Annotated in this window: 16 protein-coding genes; 1 reads left to right on the forward strand and 15 read right to left on the reverse strand. The window is 68.8% G+C overall.

Annotated features, from left to right (window positions below):
* Positions 1–8: 8 nt before the first annotated feature.
* Positions 9–1,649: a winged helix-turn-helix domain-containing tetratricopeptide repeat protein gene (locus ACOQOP_RS10770; RefSeq protein ID WP_420566339.1), complete on the reverse strand. Its 1,641-nt coding sequence runs from the start codon at positions 1,647–1,649 to the stop codon at positions 9–11.
* 299 nt (positions 1,650–1,948) lie between these two features.
* Here ACOQOP_RS10770 and ACOQOP_RS10775 point away from each other — a divergent pair, with 299 nt between their 5' ends.
* Entirely contained in the window at positions 1,949–2,341 is a 393-nt protein-coding gene (locus tag ACOQOP_RS10775; RefSeq protein ID WP_420566340.1) for a GFA family protein, read from the forward strand.
* A gap of 22 nt (positions 2,342–2,363) precedes the next feature.
* Here the strand turns inward: ACOQOP_RS10775 and ACOQOP_RS10780 are convergent, their stop codons facing one another.
* The 14 genes from ACOQOP_RS10780 to ACOQOP_RS10845 form a co-directional block, all read right to left on the reverse strand.
* The gene (locus ACOQOP_RS10780; RefSeq protein WP_420566341.1) at positions 2,364–4,169 is read right to left on the reverse strand and encodes an FAD-binding oxidoreductase; all 1,806 of its coding nucleotides are present in this window, start codon (positions 4,167–4,169) and stop codon (positions 2,364–2,366) included.
* Between the two features lie 153 nt (positions 4,170–4,322).
* Complete coding sequence (locus ACOQOP_RS10785; protein ID WP_420566342.1) at positions 4,323–4,814, reverse strand: hypothetical protein; 492 nt, start codon at positions 4,812–4,814, stop codon at positions 4,323–4,325.
* Positions 4,815–5,027: 213 nt separating this feature from the next.
* Positions 5,028–7,514: a tetratricopeptide repeat protein gene (locus tag ACOQOP_RS10790; protein ID WP_420566343.1), complete on the reverse strand. Its 2,487-nt coding sequence runs from the start codon at positions 7,512–7,514 to the stop codon at positions 5,028–5,030.
* Positions 7,515–7,516: 2 nt separating this feature from the next.
* Complete coding sequence (locus ACOQOP_RS10795) at positions 7,517–8,920, reverse strand: alginate lyase family protein (RefSeq protein WP_420566344.1); 1,404 nt, start codon at positions 8,918–8,920, stop codon at positions 7,517–7,519.
* Positions 8,917–9,876, reverse strand: coding sequence for a polysaccharide lyase (locus ACOQOP_RS10800; protein ID WP_420566345.1), 960 nt, complete (start codon positions 9,874–9,876; stop codon positions 8,917–8,919). Before ACOQOP_RS10800 ends, ACOQOP_RS10795 begins: the two co-directional genes overlap by 4 nt.
* 4 nt (positions 9,877–9,880) lie before the next feature.
* Complete coding sequence (locus tag ACOQOP_RS10805) at positions 9,881–11,242, reverse strand: UDP-glucose dehydrogenase family protein (RefSeq protein WP_420566346.1); 1,362 nt, start codon at positions 11,240–11,242, stop codon at positions 9,881–9,883.
* Positions 11,243–11,296: 54 nt separating this feature from the next.
* Complete coding sequence (locus ACOQOP_RS10810; protein WP_420566347.1) at positions 11,297–12,961, reverse strand: PilZ domain-containing protein; 1,665 nt, start codon at positions 12,959–12,961, stop codon at positions 11,297–11,299.
* A 71-nt stretch (positions 12,962–13,032) separates the two neighbouring features.
* Positions 13,033–14,952, reverse strand: coding sequence for a glycosyltransferase (locus tag ACOQOP_RS10815; RefSeq protein WP_420566348.1), 1,920 nt, complete (start codon positions 14,950–14,952; stop codon positions 13,033–13,035).
* 350 nt (positions 14,953–15,302) lie between these two features.
* Positions 15,303–15,695 (reverse strand): hypothetical protein, encoded by a 393-nt coding sequence (locus ACOQOP_RS10820; protein ID WP_420566349.1) that lies wholly within the window; start codon positions 15,693–15,695, stop codon positions 15,303–15,305.
* Positions 15,696–16,089: 394 nt separating this feature from the next.
* Positions 16,090–16,884, reverse strand: a complete 795-nt coding sequence (locus ACOQOP_RS10825) for a FadR/GntR family transcriptional regulator (RefSeq protein WP_420566350.1) — start codon at positions 16,882–16,884, stop codon at positions 16,090–16,092.
* Positions 16,844–17,821 (reverse strand): ABC transporter ATP-binding protein, encoded by a 978-nt coding sequence (locus ACOQOP_RS10830; protein ID WP_420566351.1) that lies wholly within the window; start codon positions 17,819–17,821, stop codon positions 16,844–16,846. Before ACOQOP_RS10830 ends, ACOQOP_RS10825 begins: the two co-directional genes overlap by 41 nt.
* Complete coding sequence (locus ACOQOP_RS10835; RefSeq protein WP_420566352.1) at positions 17,818–19,740, reverse strand: dipeptide/oligopeptide/nickel ABC transporter permease/ATP-binding protein; 1,923 nt, start codon at positions 19,738–19,740, stop codon at positions 17,818–17,820. The genes ACOQOP_RS10830 and ACOQOP_RS10835 overlap by 4 nt, the downstream gene beginning before the upstream one ends.
* Positions 19,740–20,684, reverse strand: coding sequence for an ABC transporter permease (locus ACOQOP_RS10840; RefSeq protein WP_420566353.1), 945 nt, complete (start codon positions 20,682–20,684; stop codon positions 19,740–19,742). Before ACOQOP_RS10840 ends, ACOQOP_RS10835 begins: the two co-directional genes overlap by 1 nt.
* A 33-nt stretch (positions 20,685–20,717) precedes the next feature.
* Positions 20,718–22,280, reverse strand: a complete 1,563-nt coding sequence (locus tag ACOQOP_RS10845; RefSeq protein WP_420566354.1) for an ABC transporter substrate-binding protein — start codon at positions 22,278–22,280, stop codon at positions 20,718–20,720.
* Positions 22,281–22,409 lie beyond the last annotated feature (129 nt).

The raw sequence follows: 22,409 nt of genomic DNA on the forward strand, positions 1-22,409 counted from the left end.
TGTAACCCTCAGTCAGGCACCCCCGCGGCGCGCAGGGCGTCGGCGATCCGGCGTCCGATCTCGAACTCGGCGCTGGGCGACGAGCCGAGCCAGGTACTGATGCGCAGGCTCGGCTGCAGCCGCAGGAGCTCGCGCGCGGTCTCGCGCGCCGCCGCCTCCTGGCCGAGATTGATCTGCGCCACCGCCTTGATCCGCAGCGTCGAGGTATGGGTTCGGTTCAGGCGCAGGGACATGTCGGACAGCTCCAGCGCCCGCACATGGTCGCCGTTGGACAGATGGGCGCCGGCGGCCAGGGCCAGGAAGAAGTACCGGTGCGGGTCCAGCGGGGCGAGCAGCAGGGCGCGCTCGGTGTCGCGCACGGCGGCCGCCCCCTTGCCCTCGAAGGAGTACAGCGTGCCGCGCAGCAGCCGGCCGACCGCGTCGCTCGGGTTGATGTCGAGCGCGGTGTTGTACCGGTCCTCGGCCTCGTCCAGCCGCTTGAGCAGGTTGGTGAGCACGAAACCCTCGCTGGTCAGGGCCAGGGAGTTGTCCGGGTCGATCTCCAGCGCCCGGCCCGAGCAGGTCAGCGCCAGATCGGCGTCCTGGGTCGGCGCGTCCGACCAGCCCTGCTGCACCCGCAGGACGTGCCACCGGGCCATCCAGGACAGCGGTGCCGGCTGCTCCGGCCAGCGCTCGATCAGCGCGGCCAGCATGCTGCGGGATTCCTCGAAATCCGGCGGCGACAACCGGTGCATCAGCCCGACCGCCCCGATCAGCTGGGAATAGGCCGGCAGCGAGGTGAAGGGCATGCTGCGGGCCCGCTGGCTCTCGCGCAGGAAGATCGCCTTGCGGATGCGGCCGACGATCATCTGGATCGTGTCGGGCTGGTTGAGCAGGGCGGGCACCGTGCTCTCCACCCGGTCGGACCAGAGGATCCGGCCGGTCTCGGATTCCGCGAATTCCAGGCCCAGGATCACCCGGTCGGCATCCCCCATCAGGGACCCGGAGATCACGTAATCGGCGCTGAGGGTCCGGCCGATCTCCTCCAGCGACGCGTCGCGCGACCGGAAATAGGTCGAGGACAGGCGCGAGACGACATAGACCTCCTGGGAGCGGGACAGGGCATAGATGATCTCCTCGGCGACCACCTCGCCCACCACCTCCTCGGCGACCCCTTCCTGGCCGCCGATCTGCCGTGAGCGCAGCGGGATCACCGCGATGGTCGGCAGCAGGTCCTCCGTCCAGTGATGGGCGGCCACCCGGGGCAGGGTCAGCGACGGGGCCAGCGCCGTCCTCGGCACCGGTTCGACCGTCTCCAGGGCGGCAGACTGGGTCCGGGGCGGCCCGGCGAGGGCCGGCTGCAGGATGAACCCGCGCTTGGGGATCGTGCGCAAGACCTCGCGCCCGCTGTCGCCGATCGCCCGCCGGATATCGGCGATGCACTGGGTCAGGCTGTCGTCGGTGACGCTGACATCGGGCCAGACCTCCTCGATCAGCCGGTCGCGCGAGACGAGCTGCCCGAGATTATCCACCAGGATCTGGAGAACCCGGGCCGACTGGGCCCGCAGGAAGACATCCGCCCCGGTCCTGTCCAGCAGGCGCCCCGTGTCCGGGTGGTAGTCCAGCAGGCCGAGACGAAGCGGACATTGACACTGACCGGCACTGGGCACGTCGGCCTTCCCCTCGTGAACGCTTCGGCCCGGGCCCAACCGCCCGAGCCCCGGTGCGCGTGACCGGCCCGAACCGAGGTTTCGACCGGCTGCCAGAGGCCCCACAACCTCCTTGAATTGTGCGCATTCAATCGTATCAACACAAAACGGATATTCAATCTCATCATTTCTTGCAGTGCGGGATTTTTCGCGCCATCCGGTGAATGAAACTTCCCCCTGCCGGCGTGACCGGTGCGGCGTGACAGGCGGCCGGTTCGGTGCCACGGTCCCGGCGGGGCGATCACGGAGGAGTTCAGGAGATGGAGCGGTTCACCGGCGGCTGCCTGTGCGGCGATATCAGGGTCGTGGCCCAGGGCCGGCCGGACCGGGTCGGCATCTGCCACTGTCTGGACTGCCGCAAGCACCACGGCGCAGTGTTCTACGCCGCCGCGATCTACCCGCAGGATGCGGTGACGATCGAGGGCAACCCGGGCGAGTATCGCGGACGCGGCTTCTGCCCACGCTGCGGCAGCTCGGTCTTCGCCCGCAGCGACGGCGAGATCGAGGTGCATCTGGGTGCCCTGGACGCCGCCGACCAGTTCGTGCCGGACTACGAGCTGTGGACGGTGCGCCGGGAATCCTGGCTGCCGCCGTTTCCGGTGGACCGACGCTACGACCGCGACCGCGAACCGGCAGGCGACGGGGAGACCTAGCCCCTCACCGCCCCCCAGTCCGTCACCCGGAATCGCCGCCGATCCGCACGAACCCGTCCCGGCTCCAGACCTCGCTGCCGACCTGGTGGTGACCGGTGAACAGGCCGTCCGGATCGTAGCGCTTCTTGATGGCCAGCAGGCGCGGATAGTTGTCGCCCCAGGCCATGCCCTGCCAGTCCTGCTCGTGGAAGTTCATCTCCGCCGAATAGGACCCGGTGGCCGGTTCGATCATCCGGAACCGCTCGTAGACGCCTTTGATCCGCGCGGCCTTGTCGCGCAGGGCCGGCTCGTCCAGCTCGTGTCCCGGCACGCCGTCGATCACATTCTGCTGCGCGCCCGCCACCAGCAGCAGGGCGAAGGCGTCGAGCACCGACGGGTGGACCGGGGTGTCCCGGGCGTCGGCCAGCCGGTCCTCGCTGGCGCCCGCCAGACCCTTCTGGAAGTGGAAGCTGAAACGGACCAGCTTGGCCGCGTCGATGATGGTGTCGGCCAGCATCGCCGCCTTGTCCTCGCCCAGCAGCCCCTGGGACAGCCAGGCGGACTCGTAGCCGGCCCAGAACACGTTGGTCTCGCCGTTGTCGCCGTTCCAGAAATAGCGCATGCCGGCGTGGCTGGAGTCCTCGTCCAGGGTGATGACCCCGGGCATCTCCCTCGACCAGAAGTCCAGATCCCACCAGTTGCGGGCCGGGATGTCGAACAGCACCAGCTCGTCGGTGACGCTGTAGCCATCGGTCTCGGCGAGGTCGAGGACCGGCGCCCAGATCCGCCGCACCTCCTCGGGCGTCAGGTCGATGAAGGTCATCTTCACGAACATTCGGTGGTCCGGACCGAAATGCACCTGCTCGCCCCAGGCCGGGCTCACCAGGTTGTCCCGAGCGACCGCGATGAACGCCTCGACCAGCGCCCTGAACGCCTTCTCGTCGCGGGCCTTGAGGCCGAAGCCGAGGAAGCCAAAGCGGTCGGGCAGCTCGCGGGTGGCGAGGGTCAGCCGCGTGGTGATGCCCCAGCCGGCCCCCCCGCCCTTCAGCGCCCAGTACAGGTCGCTGTTCTGATAGGCGTTGGCGATCAGGATCTCGCCGCTGGCGACCACGATCTCGGCCTCCAGCAGATTGGCCGCGGTCATCCCGCCGAATTTTGAGAAATGGCCGAAGCCGCCGCTCTGGGCATGGCCGCCGACCCCGACGGAGGTGCAGCCGCCGCCCTGGACGTAGCGGCCGCCCTTTACCACCGTCTCGCCGTAGAGGGTGATGAACTTCTCGCCCGAGGCCACGCTGACGGCCGGCACGCCGGGGCCGCTGCCGCCCTGGGGGACGAAGCTGTCATGCAGCTCGATCCCCCGCAGGTCCCGGGTCCAGACCAGGAGGCTGTCCGGCGCGTTGGACTGGCCGTAATAGGAATGGGCACCGCCCTTGATCACCAGGCGCAGGTTGTGGTCGCGCGCGAAGCTGACGAGCTCGGCGACGTCGCGGGCATGTTTCGGGATGCCCACCTTCGCGCTTTCCGCACTCTTCCAGCCGTCGAGCCAGCCCTGGGACTGGGTGGAGCCGGAGAAATCCTGAAGGTAGAAGGGATTCACCAGCTTCTTCAGACCCTGCTCGGTAAGCGTGCCGCCGCCCTCCTGCATCACGGCATCCAGCGCGGATCGGGACTCCTCCAGGCTACCGTCGAGCCGTCCGGCCAGAGCTTCCCACTCCTTTGCGGTCGGCCAGTTGGCGTCGCTCGGCCGTACCCGGTCCGCACGCCCGACGGCAGCGAGGCTCTGGGAGCCGGGCCAGAGGGACGCCAGACCGGTCGACGCGAGAAGTTGAAGGACGGTTCTTCGGAGCATCGCCACCTCCAGGCCAAGCAATCGTATCGACGTTTCGAGATACGACCTTGTCCCGAATAGCGGCGAGCGCAAAGTCCGAAAGGGTCTAAGACGGCATTTCCTGTTCTATCGACAGGAACTGCCCGGCCCATGTGACGGAATTCTGACGGTCCGTTAGGAGGCGACGGGCGATTCCTCATCCGGGGCGACCGCCTGGACCGGCGTGACGTCGGCCTCGCAGGAGGCACCCTTCCAGTACCCGAACAGGGTCGACTCGCGATCCTGGAACACCTGCCCTTCCATCGCCATCGGATACCAGTAGCCATCGTTGCTCAGGCGCTCGCCCGAGAGATTGAGCAGGCTTCCGGGGGCGTCGGTCTCGGTGACCTCGCCGTTCAGGCGCGTCCACTCGTTGATCGCATAGGCGCGGCCCTGCTCGATCTGGATTCCCGGAAGCTGCCACTCCGTGGGCAGGGTGTCCCACACGCAGCTCCACTGGACCGCATAGGCGAAATCCGGGTTCATCGGGGGCCGCATCGCCGCGGACTCCTCCACGGGGACGTTCTCCGGCGACAGGACGTCCAGCCTCGGATAGTCGGTCGACGATGTATCGACGCATCCGGCCAGACCGAAGAGGGCTATTCCGGCAAGGGTTCCGTATTTCATGGTTCTCTCCCATTTCGTTTCTTCAAGATGTTCAACGGTTCACGAAAATCGTTGTTTCAGAATTCGTCCTGCATATTTTTCAAATATCCGGGGAACAATTCACAGATCTGCGGCCATTTGTCTTTAACATGAAGCAAGAAACACCGACTCCGCCTCGAAAAGCCGAAGCGGAGCCGGTTTCTTTTGTGACGCCGACCGGACACGCCGTTTGCCCTAACCTTGGGCCAGGGTGCGCCGCTGCTCGATCGCCTCGGCAAGGGCGTTGCCCAGGCTGTTGATCGTCTCGGCGTTGTCCGTGCGCAGGACCCGGTCGAGCCAGAGGATCGCGGCGTCCTCGTTGGACTCCACCCCGGCCACCTCGAGATAGGCCTTGGCGATGGTCAGTAGCGCGCCGTGATGGCCGCTGCGCGCGGCGTCCAGCAGGTATTCCGCGCCCTTCTGGTAGTCCTGCTCCACGATTCTGCCGTCGAGATGGAGCCGGCCGAGCACCACCTTGGCATAGGGGTGGTCCTGGGCGGCGCTGCGCCGCAGCAGCTCCAGGGCCCGCTCGGGCTGCCTCTCGCCGCCGATGCCCTCCAGCATCGCGTTGGCGAGGGCGGTGCGGGCATAGATATGGCCGCGATCGGCCGCCCGGCGCAGCAGGGCCACGCCCTGACGCTCGTCCTTGGCCAGGCGCCTGCCGGAGATGCGCTCTCCGCCCAGGGTGACCATCGCGGTCACGTCGCCCTTGTCGACGGCCCGTTCCAGCAACCGCTCGGCTTCCGACCGGTCGGCGGCGATGCCGCGCCCCTCCAGCAACGCCTCACCGAGCACCCGCATGGCGATCGGGTTGCCGGTCCGCGCCGCTTCGCGAAGCAGTCGGGCGCCCCGCTCCGGCCTGGCGGCGACCACGTCGCCTTCCAGGTAGAGCCGGCCCAGATCCGCCTTGGCGGCCATGTCGCCCTGGGACACCGCGCGCTCCAGCAGACCGACGGCCTCGGAGGGATCGCGCCGCACGCCGTCACCCGCCAGATAGAGCCCGGCGAGCCGGCGCATGGCATCGGTGCGGCCGTTGTCGATCGCCTGGCGGTACCAGCGCACCGCCGATTGCGGGTTGGCGGAGGGGATCGCGTCGTCCCGATGGGCGTCGCCGAGCAGAACCATCGCATAGGGATCGCCACGGGCCGCCGCCTTCGCCAGCAGACGGGCACCCCGGGCCGGCTGGGGCTCCACGCCGCTGCCCTCGAGATAGGCGCGGCCGACCTGCGTGAGCGCGCTGGCATCGCCCTCGGCTGTGGCCTTCTCCAGCCACTTCATCGCCTCGGCCGGACGGGGCGGCTGGCCGTCGATCCCGTCGATATACAGCCGGCCGATCTCGCCATAGACGCTCGTGTCCCCGGCATCGGCGGCCATCTTGTAGAACCGCAGGGCCTTGCGTTCGTTGCGGGGCACCGCCTGGCCCTTGTCGTAAAGGCGGCCGAGGGCGGCGGCACTGGACGCGTCGCCCGCCTCCGCCGATGTGGTCAGGAGATCGACGCCCTGACGCAGGTCGTTCGGGCCGGTCGGCTGGGCGATCAGCATGCGGCCCAGGTCGCGCTCGGCGGATTGGTGCCCCAAGTCGCGCGCCTTCTCGAACAGGTGCCGCGCCTCGACCGGATCGGCCTGCACACCGGTTCCGTCCCGATAGGCCCGCGCCAGGTAGAGGGTGGAGCCGACCTGACCCTGCTCTGCCGCCCGCTCATGCCACGCGAAGGCCTGGGCAGGATCGGCGGAAACGCCCCGTCCCTCGGCGTAATACCGGCCGAGCAGGGACTGGGCATAGGCATGGCCGCCTTCCGCACTTTCCCGGATCATCGCCACGCCGCGCGCCGGGTCCTGGTCGACGCCCTCGCCGTCCACCAGGCGTCGGCCGAAATCGGTCCGCGACTGCAGATGTCCCGCCTCCGCCGCCTGGCGCCGCCAGGCCAGGGCCTCGTCCGGTGACGCCGGGACGACGTCGCCGGCCTCGTACAGCCGGGCGAGCTTGGTCATGGCCCAGGTCTCGCCCTGGGCCGCTTTCATCTCCAGCAGCCGGACCGCCTCGCGGGCGTGATCCTGGGTGTCCGAGGAGAGGTCTGCATCGGATGCCGGGCCCAGTTCCGCCAGCCGCAGGTGGGCGTCGGGATCGCCCGTTCCGGCGGCGCGCAGATACAGCTCCCGGGCCTTTGCCATGTCCCGCGGCACGCCCTCGCCGGCCTCGTAGAGCTCGGCCAGCGGATAGGCCGCCCGGTCATAGGGGGCGACCGTCTTGTTGGGGTTGAGCGCGAGCTGGAACAGCTCGGCGGCCCGGGCAGGATTGCGGGGCACACCGTCCCCCTCGGCATAGAGCCGGCCGAGCTGGAAGGCGGCATGGCCGCGCCGGCGCGAGAGCTTCTGCGTCGCGAGCTCCAGATATTCGGCGGCCTTGGCCTTGTCCTGTTCCACACCCCAGCCGTTCAGATAGGCGCGGCCGAGTTCGTAGTAGCCCTGGGGATAGCCGTCCTCGGCCAGCTGGCGGTAGGTCGGCAGGGCCGCCTCGAACTCACCGCGATCGGCCATGGCTTCGGCCTCGCGGTAGTCGTCCTTCAGGCTGCCCGGCAGCGTCCAGTAGCCGCCGGTGGCCCCGGCGCAGGCGGCGAGCGTCATGACGGCAGCGGCCGCCATCAGGCGGCGCGGCGCGCGATGGGGGATCGGGAGGGGCATGATCAGCCTCCTTTGTCGATGAGTTTGGGATCGGGAACGCCCAGGTCGGCGTCCTTGCCTTCCTGGAGTTCATGCAGGCGCGCCTCGCATTCGACGCGCCAGGCCGTGTCCCGTTTGTCGCGCCATTGCGGATGCTTGGCGCAGTAATCGTCGCGCAGCCTGAAAGAGCGGTCCGCCAGGGTGGCGATCTCCGTCTCCTGTTCCGAGGCGCTCGGCCGGTAGAAATAGAGGGTGACGAAGCCGCCGGCGCTGCGGTTGTAGATCGGCCGGTGGTTCCGCACGATCCGGTCCACACGGTCGGAGGGGAAGCGGGCGCCGTACACCTCCATCCAGGCGAAGTACTGGGGGTCGTCCATGAACCAGAGATCCTGATCCTCGCCGGCCTCCCGCGCGTAGGCCTCCGGATCGTCCAGCGCATCCAGCGTGTAGTCGATGATCCGGTGCAGCGACCGGCCGTCGACCGTCATGTCGTAGATCGGATAGCCCTGGCGTTCGAGCAGTTCGGCGATGAACACCAGGTAGAGCGCGGCATAATTCTGGTAGTGCATGCGCCGCGAGCCGCGCAGCATCTCCCGGGGCAGGCTGCCGTCCGGGTTCATCTCGCGCAGGGCCGAGTAGATCGCGCTGACGCCGAAGCGCAGCAGGTCGTCGTCGTCGGTGGCAATCCCGATGACCGTCGCGTGCAGCCCGCGGCGATAGAAGTGGTTGTTGCAGCAGGACAGCGCGATGGTGTGGAAGCCGGAGTGGCGCTTGGAGGCGGCCTTCAGCCAGTCCTCCACCTTCCGAGCCGCCTCCGGCCGGGTCTCGCGGATCGCCTCGCGCACGATCGAGTAGCTGAACCCGGCGGCGAAAAGGGAGGATTCCACCGCGAACCAGGCCTGGGGGGTGATCGGCTTGTACTCGAAATGCATGAAGCCCTCCTCCTCGGCCCAACGGCCCAGGAAGTCGGCGATGCAGTCGGCGTAGTACCGCTCTCCGGTGACCACATACCGGCCGGCGAGCTTGGAGACCGCGTCCTCGAACTTGAAGAACGGTTCCGCCGCCAGCCGCCAGGAATCCGGTTGGGGGTAGAAGCCCGGCAGGGCGAAGCGGTCGCTCAGGACCGGTTGATCCTTCAGGCTGCGGCAACTGCTGCCGAACTTCAGCTTCTCGATCTCCTGATTGATCAGGGCCGAGTCCTGCTGCTGGAGCCAGGCGCGGCGCGCGTCCACGTCGAAATAGCCGGCGGTCGGATCGGTGACGGTATAGGCGGAGAGGTCGAACTCCTGGCGCTCCTCCGGCGTCACCAGATCCACCCCTTCCAGGGCGGAATCTTCCGCCCCGAGGGCCGGCGCCGCGGCGATCAGGACCGCCGCCGCTGAGGCGACGGCGATCCCGGCACGGGTTCTGGACAGACAGCGTGTCATCGCGGAACTCCCGCGAAGAGTTCGAAGCCTTCGAAGGCGATGCTCTGGTCCTTCGGGCTCGCCCATTTCGGGCTGCTGCCGCCGAAGAACGTGCTGAACATCAGGCCGTCGATCCCGACGCCGTCGACGGTGCGGTAGACGAGGTCGCGCTGCTCGATCACCTGGCGGCCATCGACCCAGAGCCGGACCACGCCATCGGCTTCGTCCGGATCGTTCAGGACGATCTCCTGCTGGATCTCGACCCAGCGTCCCGGCTCGAAGCTCCAGTTGCCGCGACCGATGCTGGCACCGTAGTCGGAATGCTTGTTGGCCACATAGGCGTAGACCTCGCCCTCACCGTCGCGCCGCCACATCAGGCGCATGCTGAAGCCCTTGGTGCCGTCGACCTCCTCGCCGCCGGACGGGGCCTCGCCGCCGTAGAGCCCGGGCAGCTTGCCGCCGCGCACGAACTCGAACCCGTCCTCGAAGCGCAGCCGGTAGCGCAGACAGGCCCGCTCGGTATCCGCCGGCAGCAGGCTGGCCACGAAGCCGGCCCCACCCAATGGACGCTCGTCCTTGCTGGACGGATTGATCGAGCCCTCGGGGAAGCGGACGGTCATCCGGCCCGACCGCCTGCCACGCTCGATGGTGACGTTCTCCTCGACCCCCCAGACCCGGTCCGTCCGGCGGAACTGGGAGCCCAGCGCGTCCTCCACCCCCGTCCGGCCGGCTGCCGCCTCCGGCAGGTCGAGCGACCAGGCCCGGCTGTATCGGGTGACGCAGGGGGCCATCGCTTCGGCGGGCTGCGAGGCCTTCTTGTCGATCTTCGGCAGGCTGCCGGAGCTCGCCGGCCCGGACAGGCCGATCACCGCGCCGGCGGCGAGACCCGCCAGTGCGAGGACGGCGATCGCCGGGAGGGCCCGTTTCGGCCCTCTCCCGACTACCGCGCCGCGGATGTCGTCTAAGCGCTGTCCCATGGGATCACTCCGCGGCCTGGCTGTAGCTTGGCTTCTCGTGGGAAGCCACGGTGTCGATCGTCTCGCGACGCCCGATGCCGATGACGGAGACCCCGAAATCGCCGAGACGGTCGGCATCCAGGGTGTTGCGCAGGTCGACGATCACGTTGTTCCGCATCGTCCGGGTCAGCATCTCAGGATCGAGCGTCCGGTATTCCGGCCAGTCGGTGAGGATCACCGCCACGTCCGCGCCGTCCAGGGCTTCCTCGGCGGTGGCGCCATAGTTCAGGCCGGTGAAGGTGTCCCGCGCCGCCGGCATGGCGACCGGGTCATGGGCCCGCACCTCGGCGGCGAGGCGAACCAGTTCGGGCACCACGAACAGGCTGGGGGATTCCCGCAGGTCGTCCGTGCCCGCCTTGAACGCGAGACCCAGGACGGCCACCCGCACGTCGGACAGATCGCCGCCGCAGGCGTCGGCCACCCGCTGGACCAGGTGCAGCTTGCGCGCCTCGTTGGCATGGACCGCCGCCGAGACGACCCGCTGGCGGATGCCCAGGCGCTCCGAGGAATTGATGAAGGCCCTGGTATCCTTCGGGAAGCAGGAGCCGCCGAAGCCGGGACCGGCCTTCAGGAACTGACTGCCGATGCGGGCATCCAGGCCGATCGCGTCGGCGACCGACTGCACGTCTCCGCCCGCCTGCTCGCACAGGTCGGCGACCTCGTTGATGAAGGCGATCTTGGTCGCCAGGAAGCTGTTCGCCGCGTATTTCGAGATCTCCGCGGTCGCCCGGTCGACCACCAGCACGGGCGTGCCGCGCTGCTCGATCGGGCTGTAGATCTCCCGCATGGCCGAAGCGGCCCAGCTTTCCTCCGCGCCGATGACCACCCGGTCCGGCTCGACGAAGTCGCGCACCGCACTGCCTTCGCGCAGGAACTCGGGGTTGGAGACGACCGTGACCTCGGCGTCAGGCACCATCGAGCGGAACAGGGCCTCCAGGCGCATGCCGGTGCCGATGGGCACGGTGGACTTGGTGGCGACCACCGTGCGACCGCGCAGCAGCGGCGCCAGCTCCTCGGCCGCGGCGATCACCGCCGAGATGTCGGCGCTGCCGTCCTCGTCCTTGGTCGGCGTGCCGACGGCGATGAAGACCACGTCGGCATTCGGGATCGCGTCCTGATAGGCGCTGGCGAAGCTCAGCGTCTCGCGCTGCTGCGACCGGTTGACAATCTCGGCCAAGCCGGGCTCGTAGATCGGCACCTGGCCGGACCGCAGCGCCTCGACCTTGTTCTCGTCCTTGTCGATGCAGGTCACCTCGAAGCCGAAATCCGAGATGCAGGCGCCGGCGACAAGTCCGACATAGCCGGTTCCGATAACGGTCACTTTCATGGCTCGTACTCCTAGAATTCTTGGAAAGCCGCCCCCCGGCGGTGCGGGTCCGCGTCAGGAACCCGCCGGTGTCTCAGTGGGACCGGGATCGGCGAGGGAGACGTCGTCGCCCTCCCCGCGCCCGCGGCTGACCGCCCGGTCGTCGGATGGCTCCTGCGCCCAGGGCAGCATGGCGTGGATGTCCACGCCGGTGATGCTCGACAGGGTGGTCACGCTCTCGTTCCAGGCGTCGCCCGCCTCGGCCTGCCAGGTGTCGAGCTTGGAGGAGACATCGGAGAAGGAGACCTCCACCGGGGTCCCCACGCCGATCCCGCGCAGCGGATCCTCCGGCGCGATCAACAGGGTCGCCTTCGACAGGTCCTGGCGGACCCAGCGCGGGAAGCCGGCCCGTGGGCGGCGGCTGCCCTCGACGCTGAGGTCGACGATGCGGCCCCAGACGTTCTGGCCGGTGTTCGGCGAGTAGATGTTGGCGCGCTGGCTGCGGGTAAGCCGGGGCACGGCATCCATGGGGATCTGCGCCTCGACCAGCAGCTCGCCCGCACCGCGCGGCACCAGCGAGTAGACCTTGTCCCCGGGCTCGACCCAGGCCTCGCCTGCCCCGCCATGGGCCCAGTGGACGATGCAGTCGCAGGGGCTGTAGAGCACGTTCTCGCTCTGCCGGGTCTCCAGAGCGGCGACCTTGGCGCGCTGCAGATTGGTCTGGGCGTTGAGCTGCTCCAGCCGCTTCTCGATGCTGAGCAGGCCGACAACGCTCACGCCGCCATCGTCGGACGACCGGGACAGGGCGGCGTCGATGGTGCTCCCGGCATCCACCCGGCCCTCCTCGACCGCCTCGTCCAGGGTGGACAGAAGCTGCTCGTTGTAGCGCAGGGTCGCCTGGGCCAGGGACAGGTCGGCCTTCAGGTCGGCATTGCTGACCCGGCCGATCTCCTGGTCCCGCTCGACCCGGTCGCCGGGCCGCAGCTCGGTTCCGGTGAAGCGTCCCTTGCCCGGCGCGTTCACGTCGATCCGGGCGGCCGTGGTGGCGGCGAAGGGGGATTCGATGACGAAGACGGAATCGTAAACGGCGGCCGCAGCCACGCCGGTGGCGCCCAGCATCAGCAGCCCGACGCCGAACAGCCGGCCGAACCGACGCCCGCTCCTGGAACCGAGCTCCGAGGCGGAGGCGGTCGCCGTCCTGTTCTTGCGCGCTACCTGGCCGTCGGCCGGGCTCAGCAGCCCGTCGAAGGACACCAGGCGTCCCGAGAGCTGGGCCGTGATCAGCCGGCTCAGCAGCGCGCGCTCCTGGTCGTCCATCGAGACGATCTCCAGGCCGGTCACGTGCTCGCCGTCCAGGGTGGAGCGGTGCTGGATTGTGGCGGTGAAGGGAAGCTGCAGGCGGAACCCCTTGAAGGGGACCGACGCCTCCACGCGCAGCGGCTCGGCCACATCCTCCGGCAGCCAGCCCGAAACGGCGCAGCCGTTCACCGACAGGTCCCGGCCCTCGAAGGAGCCGTGCTCGGTCGACAGCTCGAACGGCAGGCGGATCCGGACGTAACGGCGCTCGTCGCGGCGTTCGCTGGTGATGTTGCCCTTCCAGTCCTGCGCCTCGGGTCGCCCGGCGTCGTTGCGGCGGGCGCCGGAGGGATGAACGGGCCGGCGCGCGGCCGGAACCTTGTCGCGGGAGGGCGGGCCATTCCCGCGGTCGAACAACCGCGGTTCCGTCTTCTCAACATCCATGATGCGTTCCTTCTCTCAAGTGCTGGGGCTCTCAAGTGCTGGGGGCGGGGCAGTTCGCGCTCCGTACGCCCCTAGGGCAGATCGGCAGCCGCCGTGGCGTCCGACGATGGGTTGGCGCCGGGGCGGACAAGCAGGTTTCTCAGTTCGACCGGTTTCGGATCGCCCACCAGACAGGCGACCGGCAGGGATCCCTCCTTCGGGCAGAAGGTCGCGTCGGCGGTGCCCCCGGAGGCGGCGATCAGCAGCGACGGGCCGATCTCCAGGCGGGTCTCGGAACCGGAGCCGACCAGGACCCGGCCCGGCCGATCCGACCGGCCGAGCCGGGTCAGCCGGTAGTCCCCCTCGGTCAAGGGCAGCGCGCGGTCGGTCGGCAGACGCTGCAGCGCCACGTCCAGCCAGCTTGAATCCTCCTGTCCAGGAGCGGCCCGGCTTTCCGGGAAGGACACCCGGAGCGTGGCGGCGCTGGGCAGGCCGACCGTGCCCGAATACAGGATCAGCAGGGAGGCGAAGCAGGCGAGCGCCAGGCCATGCAGGGTGGCGTTGCTGAAGCCCGCCGCACTGCCGCCGGTGCTGGAGATCTCCTGGCGGGTCCATTTCTGGCGGTCCATGCGGAAGAACACGAAGGTCTTCACCACGCCGCCCAGGATCTGGTTCATGAACAGCATCCAGGGCCAGTGCGGCGCCCAGCGGCCACGGACCAGCAGGGACAGGACGGACGCGATGAAGGTCCGGGTGCCGAGGATCCAGAGACCGTAGACCAGCAGGAAGGCCGGGTCGTAGGTGATGGCCAGGATGATCGCGACGACGGGACCGACCAGGGATGTCCACATGGACAGGCGCTGGTCGACCAGGCACCACCACGGGAACAGGCCGATGCGGTGCGGGCCGAGGGCGATCGCCCGGTCGCTGGTGCGCAGCATGTTGCCGTACCAGCGCTTCAGCAGGGAAACCGCACCCACCACCAGGTTGGAGGCGGGAAGCTCCTCAAAGCTGTCGGCCCGGACGTCCGGCAGGTAGATCATTCCCCAGCCGCGCCGCAGCAGCCAGAACCAGGTGGACTTGTCGTCGCCGCTCAGGAAGTTGATCCGGCCGAGCCGCCAGTGATCGATGGCGTCGTGCTCGATCTGCTGGATGAAGGCCGGGTCGGTGGCCAGATGGGCGCGGATGACGCTGAACCGGCCGGTCAGCACCAGGAGCTTGCCGGACAGGCTCATGGAGGACATCAGCAGATGGCGCTGGGCGAAGCGGAGGTCGTACCACTCCTTGGTCCAGCCGCCGCCGTCGGTCATGCCGCGGTTGTCGGCGGTCGCCGCACCGATCTGCGGGTTTGCCTGCAGGATCGGGACGGCCTTGGACAGCGCGCCGGGACGGATCACGACGTCGCCGTCCATGAAGATGCAGATCGCGTTTTCCGTCGGCATGCGCCGGGAGATCGCCCGCAGCGCCTCGGCCATGGCCGGGCGCTTGCCGGTGCCGTCCTGGAACATGCTGACCAGTTCCACATGCTCCGGCAGACCAACGCTCTCCGACACCCGCTCCAGCAGGTCGACGTCGCTCTGGTGGCTGACCGCCGCCACGATAGTCGCGGGCCGTCCATAGGAGGCGACCTCATGGAACAGCGCTTCGTAGACCGGCCAGCTCACCTGCGGGTCGATCGAATAGGAGGTCACCAGGCAGTAGACGTGGTCGACCGGCTCGCCGCCGGCGGCCTCGGCATGGCGGCGGATGCGGGGGAAGCGGAAGCGCAGATAGAAGCAGGCGCGCAGGGCGTGGAAGATCCACCAGGAATAGCGCCACACGCCGATGATCCCGATGCTCAGCAGAAACGTGTCGCTCAGCGGATCGAAGACGGTCCCGGGTACGGAAACGGCCAGACCCGCCAGGGCGGCGAGCAGGACGACCGTCATCATGAACCGCTCACCGCCGGGTGCGGTGGTCGGCTGCCACTGGGTGCCACCCAGGGCAAAGTCGGGAGCCTTGGTGTCGGTCATGGGATCGACCCCTTGTGAGGAAACGGAACGCGCTACGGAGCGGCGGCCGGGAAGCCGCAGGATCCACCGGACGCTATGCGGCCGCTGATCGGCGCGAGGCGGGGTCTGTCCGCATGGTCGTCGCGGGTGCTGTCCATCGTGATCTCCTCATTCCTGTCGCAGGCCTGATTTCGGTCGCAAAAATCCATGGCAGAAAAACTCCGCGATCATGCTCTTATCCAGCTTGCGGTTACCCGAATGACGCGCTGCAGCACCGGAAGTTTCCAAGGTGCACCGGAGTTTCTCTGACGTGAGTGACGTCAGTAAAATCGTCGGCTAATCCAGGAACACGGCACCGGGCACACCCGGAATCAGCCCTCGTAGCGCGGCAGGCGCCGAACCTGGTCGTCGCTGATCCGCACCCGGGCGATGCCCTGTGCCACCATCTGCAGGTCCGACAGCGGCAGCGACACCCGGGCATCGCCCAAACCCAGCAGGCCGCCATAGCCGATGACAGCCCTCAGGGCACCGTTCTCCACGACGATGTCCTCGACCTCGCCGGAGACCCTGTTGTCGCTGCTGACCACCTTGGCGCCGACATACTCCCGCTCGACGGCGGCCTCGCGGTCCGGCCGTTCGACCGGGATCGGAACCGCATCGGCGCGGATCCCGCCCTCCGCGCCCAGCGCGGGTGCTGTCGACGCGAGACCGAGAGCGGTTGCCAGGGTGAGTGTGGCGATGGCTTTCGAGCTGATCGGTCGCATGGGTCTCTCCTCCATCCCGCGTCCAGCCCGAAGCCGGCCACGGATGCATGTCGAGCGCCCGGCCCACCGTGCTTGCACGGCGGAACGCCGCTCTTGTGAACGCCCCCACGTTTTCAGCTGCTCAGGTTGTCCAGCGCTCCGGCTTCTGCCGGTGGCGCGGAAACGGCCGGGCACCCAATGGTATCCCTCGGCCCGTTGTTATGCCCCCGACGGCACAAGTCGCCGGGTTATTCCGAACCGACGCATACGGAACCCGCGAGCCGTCGGCGCGAGGCCGTCCGTCAACCAGCTGTGACCGGGCAACTCAGGCAGGTCGGCCGGGTTCCGAACTTCGCTGCCCATTCACTGCCGTCAGAATCACAAGTGCCTCAACCTGACGGCGGCATCCGGCCGGTCAGAGGAACCGGCCGACGATGTCGGCCTCCATGCGGACCATGTAGTCTCGGGCGGCAGCCATGTGCTCGCTCATGATCGCGCGGGCCGCCTCGGCATCGCCGGCGCGCAGGGCCCGCATCAGGCGGATCTGGTAGTGCAGGCCGGTGTCCCGCAGGTCCGGGTGCGGCGCGTCGTAGATCCGCCGGCAGACCACGGTCTCGCGCAGCAGGGTCTGCAGGAAGCCGCAGAACAGGCCCAGCACCGGGTTCGGGCAGAGCCCGGCCAGCACACTGTGGAAGTCGAGCTCGGCCATGCGCTGCGCATACTCCTCCTCCGCCGTCTTCGGCTCGGCATCGTAGAGCCGCATGGTCCGTTCCAGACTGGCGAAATCCTCCGCCGACAGCCGGCCCGCGACCGACGCCGCCAGTTCCGGCTCCAGCTCGCAGCGCACCGCGTAGATGTCGTTCACGGTGGGGGAGCGGAACAGGAAGTAGCTCGACAGCAGCGCCATGGCGCGCTGCGGGTCCATGTCGGCCAGGAAGATGCCGCCCTTGGGGCCCGTGCGGGTGCGGATCAGCCCCTCGGAGCGCAGGGCGCTCAACGCCTCGCGCACCGAGCCCTTGGAGGCCTGGAACCGGGCCATCAGCTCCTTCTCCGCCGGCAGCCGGTCGCCGGGGCGCAGGCGCTGTTCGATGATCAGCTCCTTGACCTGTTCGCTGATGCTGTCCTTGCGCCGGGCGCGGGCAAGGCGCGGCGTCGGAGGCGGCGTGTCCTCAGTCATCGCCGGCCAGCGGATGCCAACAGGCCGCGGCATGACCGCCCGCACCGGCCAGCTCAGGGCGATGCTCCCGGCACCGGTCGCTGGCGCGCGGACAGCGGCTGGCGAAGGCGCAGCCGGGCGGCGGGTTCAGCGGATCGGGCAGTTCGGCGGGTGTCTCCTCGGCTTCGATGCGCCGCGTGCCCGGTGTCGGAGCGGAGCGCATCAGCAGGTCGGTGTAGGGATGCCGGGGCGAGGCGTACAGATCCCGGGCGCGGCCGATTTCGACGATACGCCCGAAATACATGACGGCCACCCGCTCGCAAACGCTCTCGATCACGCTCAGGTCGTGACTGATGAAAACATAAGTGAGTCCCAACTCCCGCTTCAAGCGATCGAGCAGATTCAGGACCTGGGCCTGGACCGAGACGTCCAGGGCGGAGACCGGTTCGTCCAGCACGATCACCCGGGCGCCGGCCGCCAGCGCCCGGGCGATGCCGATGCGCTGGGCCTGACCGCCGGAGAACTCGTGCGGATAGCGGTCCAGAAACTCCTCGCGCAGGGACACCACCCGCATCAGTTCGGTCAGCCGGGCGGCGCGCTCGGCCTCGTCCATGCCGAGCAGCCGGCGCATCGGCGCCTCCAGGATCTGGCGGATTGTCTTGCGCGGGTTCAGGGAGGCGACAGGGTCCTGGAACACATACTGCACCCGCTTGGCGAGCGCGTGGGAATCCCGCCGGGCCATCTCGGCTACATCCTCGCCCTCCAGCCAGATGCTGCCGCCGGTCGGCCGGTCGAGCCCGACCAGCATCCGCGCCAGCGTGGACTTCCCGCAGCCGGACTCGCCGACCACTCCCAGGGTCTCGCCGGTTTCCACCGTCAGGCTGGCGCTCTGCACCGCATGCACGCCCGGCCGCCGGCCGCCGAACAGGGTACGGCCGCCGCCAAAGGTACGGGTGACGTCGACCGCCTCGATCGCGGGTCCCGGTCTCATGACGCCGTCTCCAGCGGGTGAAGGCAACGCACGGCGCGGCCGGTGCCGAGCGGGTCCAGCGGGATGTCGCCGCGGCGGCAGTCGGCCTGGACCCTGTCGCAGCGCTCGGCGAAGGCGCATCCCTCGGGCAGCCGGTCGACCGAGGGCGGCAGGCCGTCGATCGCCTCCATACGCCGCTCCGGCTGGCCCAGCACCGGCACGCAGTCGATCAGCTTGCCGGTATAGGGATGGGCCGGGGCGTCGAGGACGTCGTCGCTCGGCCCGATCTCGACGATACGCCCGGCATACATCACCGCCACCCGGTCGCAGAGCTCGGAGACCACGCCGAAATCGTGGGTGATGAACAGCACCGCCGAGCCGCGCTCCCGCGACAGGTCGCGCAGCAGCTTCAGCACCTGGGCCTGCACGGTGACGTCGAGGGCGGTGGTCGGCTCGTCGGCGACGATCAAGTCGGGATCGTTGGCCAGCGCCATGGCGATGCAGACCCGCTGGCGCATGCCGCCGGACAGTTCGTGCGGATAGGCGGAGAACCGGGCCTTGGCCGAGGGGATGCGCACCTTCTCCAGCAGGGTCAGGGCCTGGGCTTCGGCCTCGGCGCGGGAGACCGGCTGGTGCGCCCGGACCGCTTCCACAATCTGGTCCCCGACGGTGAACAGCGGATGCAGGGTGGTCAGCGGGTCCTGGAACACATAGGCGACCCGGCCGCCGCGCAGGCGGCGCAGGGCGTCCGGCGCGGCGGCGAGCTGGTCCGCGCCCTCGATCGTCACCCGTCCGCCGGTGATCACCCCGGGTGGGGTCGGCACCAGGCGCAGCAGGGACAAGGCCGTGACCGACTTGCCTGAACCGGACTCGCCCACCAGTCCGAGACACTCGCCGGGTGCGAGTTCCAGATCGACGCCACCGACCGCCTTGTATATCCGCGAGCCGAGATGGAATTCGGTCCGCAGTCCTTGCACCGTCAGCACGGCATCGTTCGAGGGAGCCGGCGGAACGGTCTCCCGATCCACCCGCGTCGCCGCTCCGGGGGCGGCGAGCGCGCCCGACTTCAGCCGCGGGTCCAGCACGTCGCGCACGCCGTCGCCCACCAGGTTGATGCACATGACCAGGGCGAAGATCATCAGCCCCGGCACCACCGAGACATGGGGGGCGGTGAACAGCAGCTTGCGCCCCTCGCCCAGCATCGAGCCGAGATCGGCCTGGGGCGGCTGGGCACCGAGGCCGAGGAAGGACAGGCCGGCCGTCTCCAGGATCATCCAGCCGACCGTGGTCGACATGGTGACCACGATGGTCGGCAGCACGTTGGGCAGCACCTCGCGGAACAGGATCTCGGCATGGGACGCGCCGGACAGCCGGGCGGCGTCCACGAACTCGCGCCGCGACAGGCCGAGCGTGATACCGCGGATGTTGCGGGCGAAGAAAGGGATGTTCACCACCGCGATGGCGTAGAGCGCGTTCAGCAGGCCCGGCCCCAGTACCGCGACGATCGCCAGGGCCAGCAGGATGTACGGGAATGCCATCACCAGATCGATGCCGCGCATCAGCAGACTGTCGGTCCGCCCGCCGGCATAGCCGGCCACCAGACCGATCAGCGAGCCGATGGTGGCGGCGATCAGGGTGGCCGACAGCCCGACCAGGATCGACACCCGCGTGCCCCAGAGCACCCGCGACAGCAGGTCCCGGCCGAGATGGTCGGTGCCGAGCAGATGACCGTCGGTCCCTGGCCTCAGCAGCCGGTTCGCCGGGTCGGTGACGTCCGGGTCCGGCACCGGCAGGAGCGGCGTGGCGATCACCAGCACGACGATCAGCGACAGCAGCGCGAGACCGAAGGCCGACAGCGGATTGGCGACCAGCAGAGCGAAGGGCGACGGCCGCCCGCCCCGGTCGCGCCTGAAGGCGCGGGTCAGGGTAGCCGTCCCCATCAGCGCAGCCTCGGGTCGACCAGCGTCTGAGCGACGTCGGCCAGCAGGTTGAAGAACACGTAGCTCGCGGCCACCACCAGCACCCCGCCCTGCACCAGCAGCAGGTCGCGGGTGGAGATCGCGTTGACCAGCATCCGGCCGATCCCCGGCCACTGGAACACCGTCTCGATATACACCGCCCCGCCCAGCACGAATCCTGTCTGGATGCCGATCACCGGGATGACGGCGACCAGGGCCGACTTGAAGGCGTGGCGGTAGATGACCCGCCGCTCGGACACGCCCTTGGCCCGGGCGGTGCGCACATAGTCCTGGCGCAGCACCTCCAGCATGGCGGTGCGGGTCAGCCGGGCGATCACGGCGGTCGCCACCACCGCGAGCGTGATCGCCGGCAGGGCCAGATGGGCCAGCAGGTCGAGCGGCCCGCCGCCGCCATAGATCGCGTACATGCCCGAGGCCGGCAGCCATTGCAGCTCGACCGCGAACAGCATGATCAGCAGCAGGCCGAGCCAGAAGGACGGGGTGGAGATGCCGATCAGCACCAGGAAGGTGACGATCCGGTCACGCCAGCCGAACTGCCCGACCGCCGCGATCACCCCGGCGAGCAGGCCGAACAGGGAGCACAGCAGCAGGGAGGCGCCGGCCAGAATCAGGGTGGCGCCGAACCGCTCGAACACCTCGTCGGCGACCGGGCGGTTGAGCGCGTAGCTGCGCCCCATATCGCCCTGGAGCAGGTTGCCGAGCCAGGTCAGGTACTGCTCCACCAGGGACCGGTCGAGGCCGAGCTGGCGGTTCAGCCGCTCCACATTCTCCGGCGTGGCGTAGCTGCCGAGGATCGCGGTCGCCGGGTCGCCTGGGATGGCGGCCATCATCGCGAAGACGATGACCGACAGGCCGAGCAGGATCGGGACGGTGGCGAGCAGCCGTTTGCCGATATAGAGCCACATCGCCCCGATCCTCCTCTCGTCTTGTCGGGACGGTCAGTTCTTGGTGACACCGTCCAGCAGCAGGAAGAACGAGGGTTGCAGCTCGAAGCCGGCCACCCGGGTGCTGGTCACCGCGTTCTGCTTCCAGTTGGCGATGAAGGCCCAGGGGGCGTCCTCATGGACGATTTCCTGCATCTGCTTGTAGAGCCTGGCCCGCTCCGCCTGGTCGGTCGCCCGGCGGGCGTCCTCCAGCAGGGTGTCCACCTCCGGGTTGGAGTAGTAGCCCGAGTTGAAGCCGCCCTTGTCCGGGAAGGCGTCGGTGCGCAGGGCGAGATACGGCAGAGTGTCCGGATCGTTGGTCATCCAAGCCATCTCCGCCATGTCGGCCTTGCCCTCCAGGCCCGGGTTCACCTTGCCGAGGAAGGTGTTCCACTCATAGGTCTCGATGGCCACGTCCAGGCCGACCTCGGCCAGGTCCGCCTGGATGGCCGAGCCCATGGCGATCGGGTCGAGCATGCCCGAGCCGCCCTCGGTGACATAGAAGGTCAGGCTCGCACCCTCCGCCCCCGCCTCCTTCAGCAGCGCCCTGGCCTTCTCCGGATCGTGCGGATAGGGCTCCAGCGCCTCGTTATAGGCCCAGGCGAAGGCCGGCGGCGTCGGGCCGGCGGCGACCTCGGCGGTGCCCTGGAGCACGTTGTCCACCAGGGCCGTCTTGTCGATCGCGTAGTTCACCGCCTGGCGCACCATCTTGTCGGCCATCGGGCCTTCCTTGGCGTTCAGGATCAGGAACCACAGATGCGGGCCGGCCTGCTCGAAGACGGTATAGGAGCCGTCATCGGCGAAGGTCGACAGGTTGTCCGGCGGCACCTCGACCATCACGTCGATCCCGCCGGACAGCATCTCGGCGACCCGCGTGTTGGCATCGGTGATCGGGCGGAAGACGACGGCCTTCAGGTCCGGCGCGCCGTCCCAGTAGTCCGGGTTGGCCTCCACCACGACCTTGGCGTTGGATTCCCACTCCACGAACGTGAACGGACCGGTGCCCGACGGGTTGCGGCCGAAATCCTCGCCATGCTCCCGCACCGCCGCCGGCGAGACGATCAGCCCGGTCGGATAGGCGAGGTTGGACAGGAACGGCGCATAGGGTTCCTTCAGCGTGAAGACCACTGTCTTAGCGTCAGTCGCCTCGACGCTGTCGACCGAACCGAAGAAGAAGCTGAGCGGGAACGGCCCGGTGTCGTGGAACGGGTGGTTTTCATCCAGCATGCGGTCGAAGTTGAACTTCACCGCCTCGGCGTCGAGCTCAGAGCCGTCGTGGAAAGTCACGCCGTCGCGCAGGGTGAAGGTGTAGACCGTGCCGTCCTCGCTGACCGTCCAGCTCTCGGCGAGCGCCGGTTCGACCTCCAGCGAGCCGGGCTTGTAGCGCACCAGCCCGTCATAGACGTTCATCAGGATCCGGAAATCGTTCACCGCCGTGACCGCATGCGGGTCCAGCGATTTCGGCTCGGCGATCTGCGCGACGATCAGAACCCCCGGGGGAGTCTGCGCCGCCGCCGTCGCACCGAACGCCCCGAAGGCGGCCGCCGCGACGAGCATGCGTCGAAGGAATGAGAACATCGGAAACTCCCCTGTCGTCACCACGCGCCGGGGCGCGGCCTGGATGATCCGGGTTGGACTGCAGCTAATTATTCATGATAAATTTGTTCACGTCAAAATTTGATCATAATAAACTTATGCTCTGGGACG

This window comes from Thalassobaculum sp. (assembly GCF_965223715.1).
Lineage (GTDB): Bacteria > Pseudomonadota > Alphaproteobacteria > Thalassobaculales > Thalassobaculaceae > Thalassobaculum.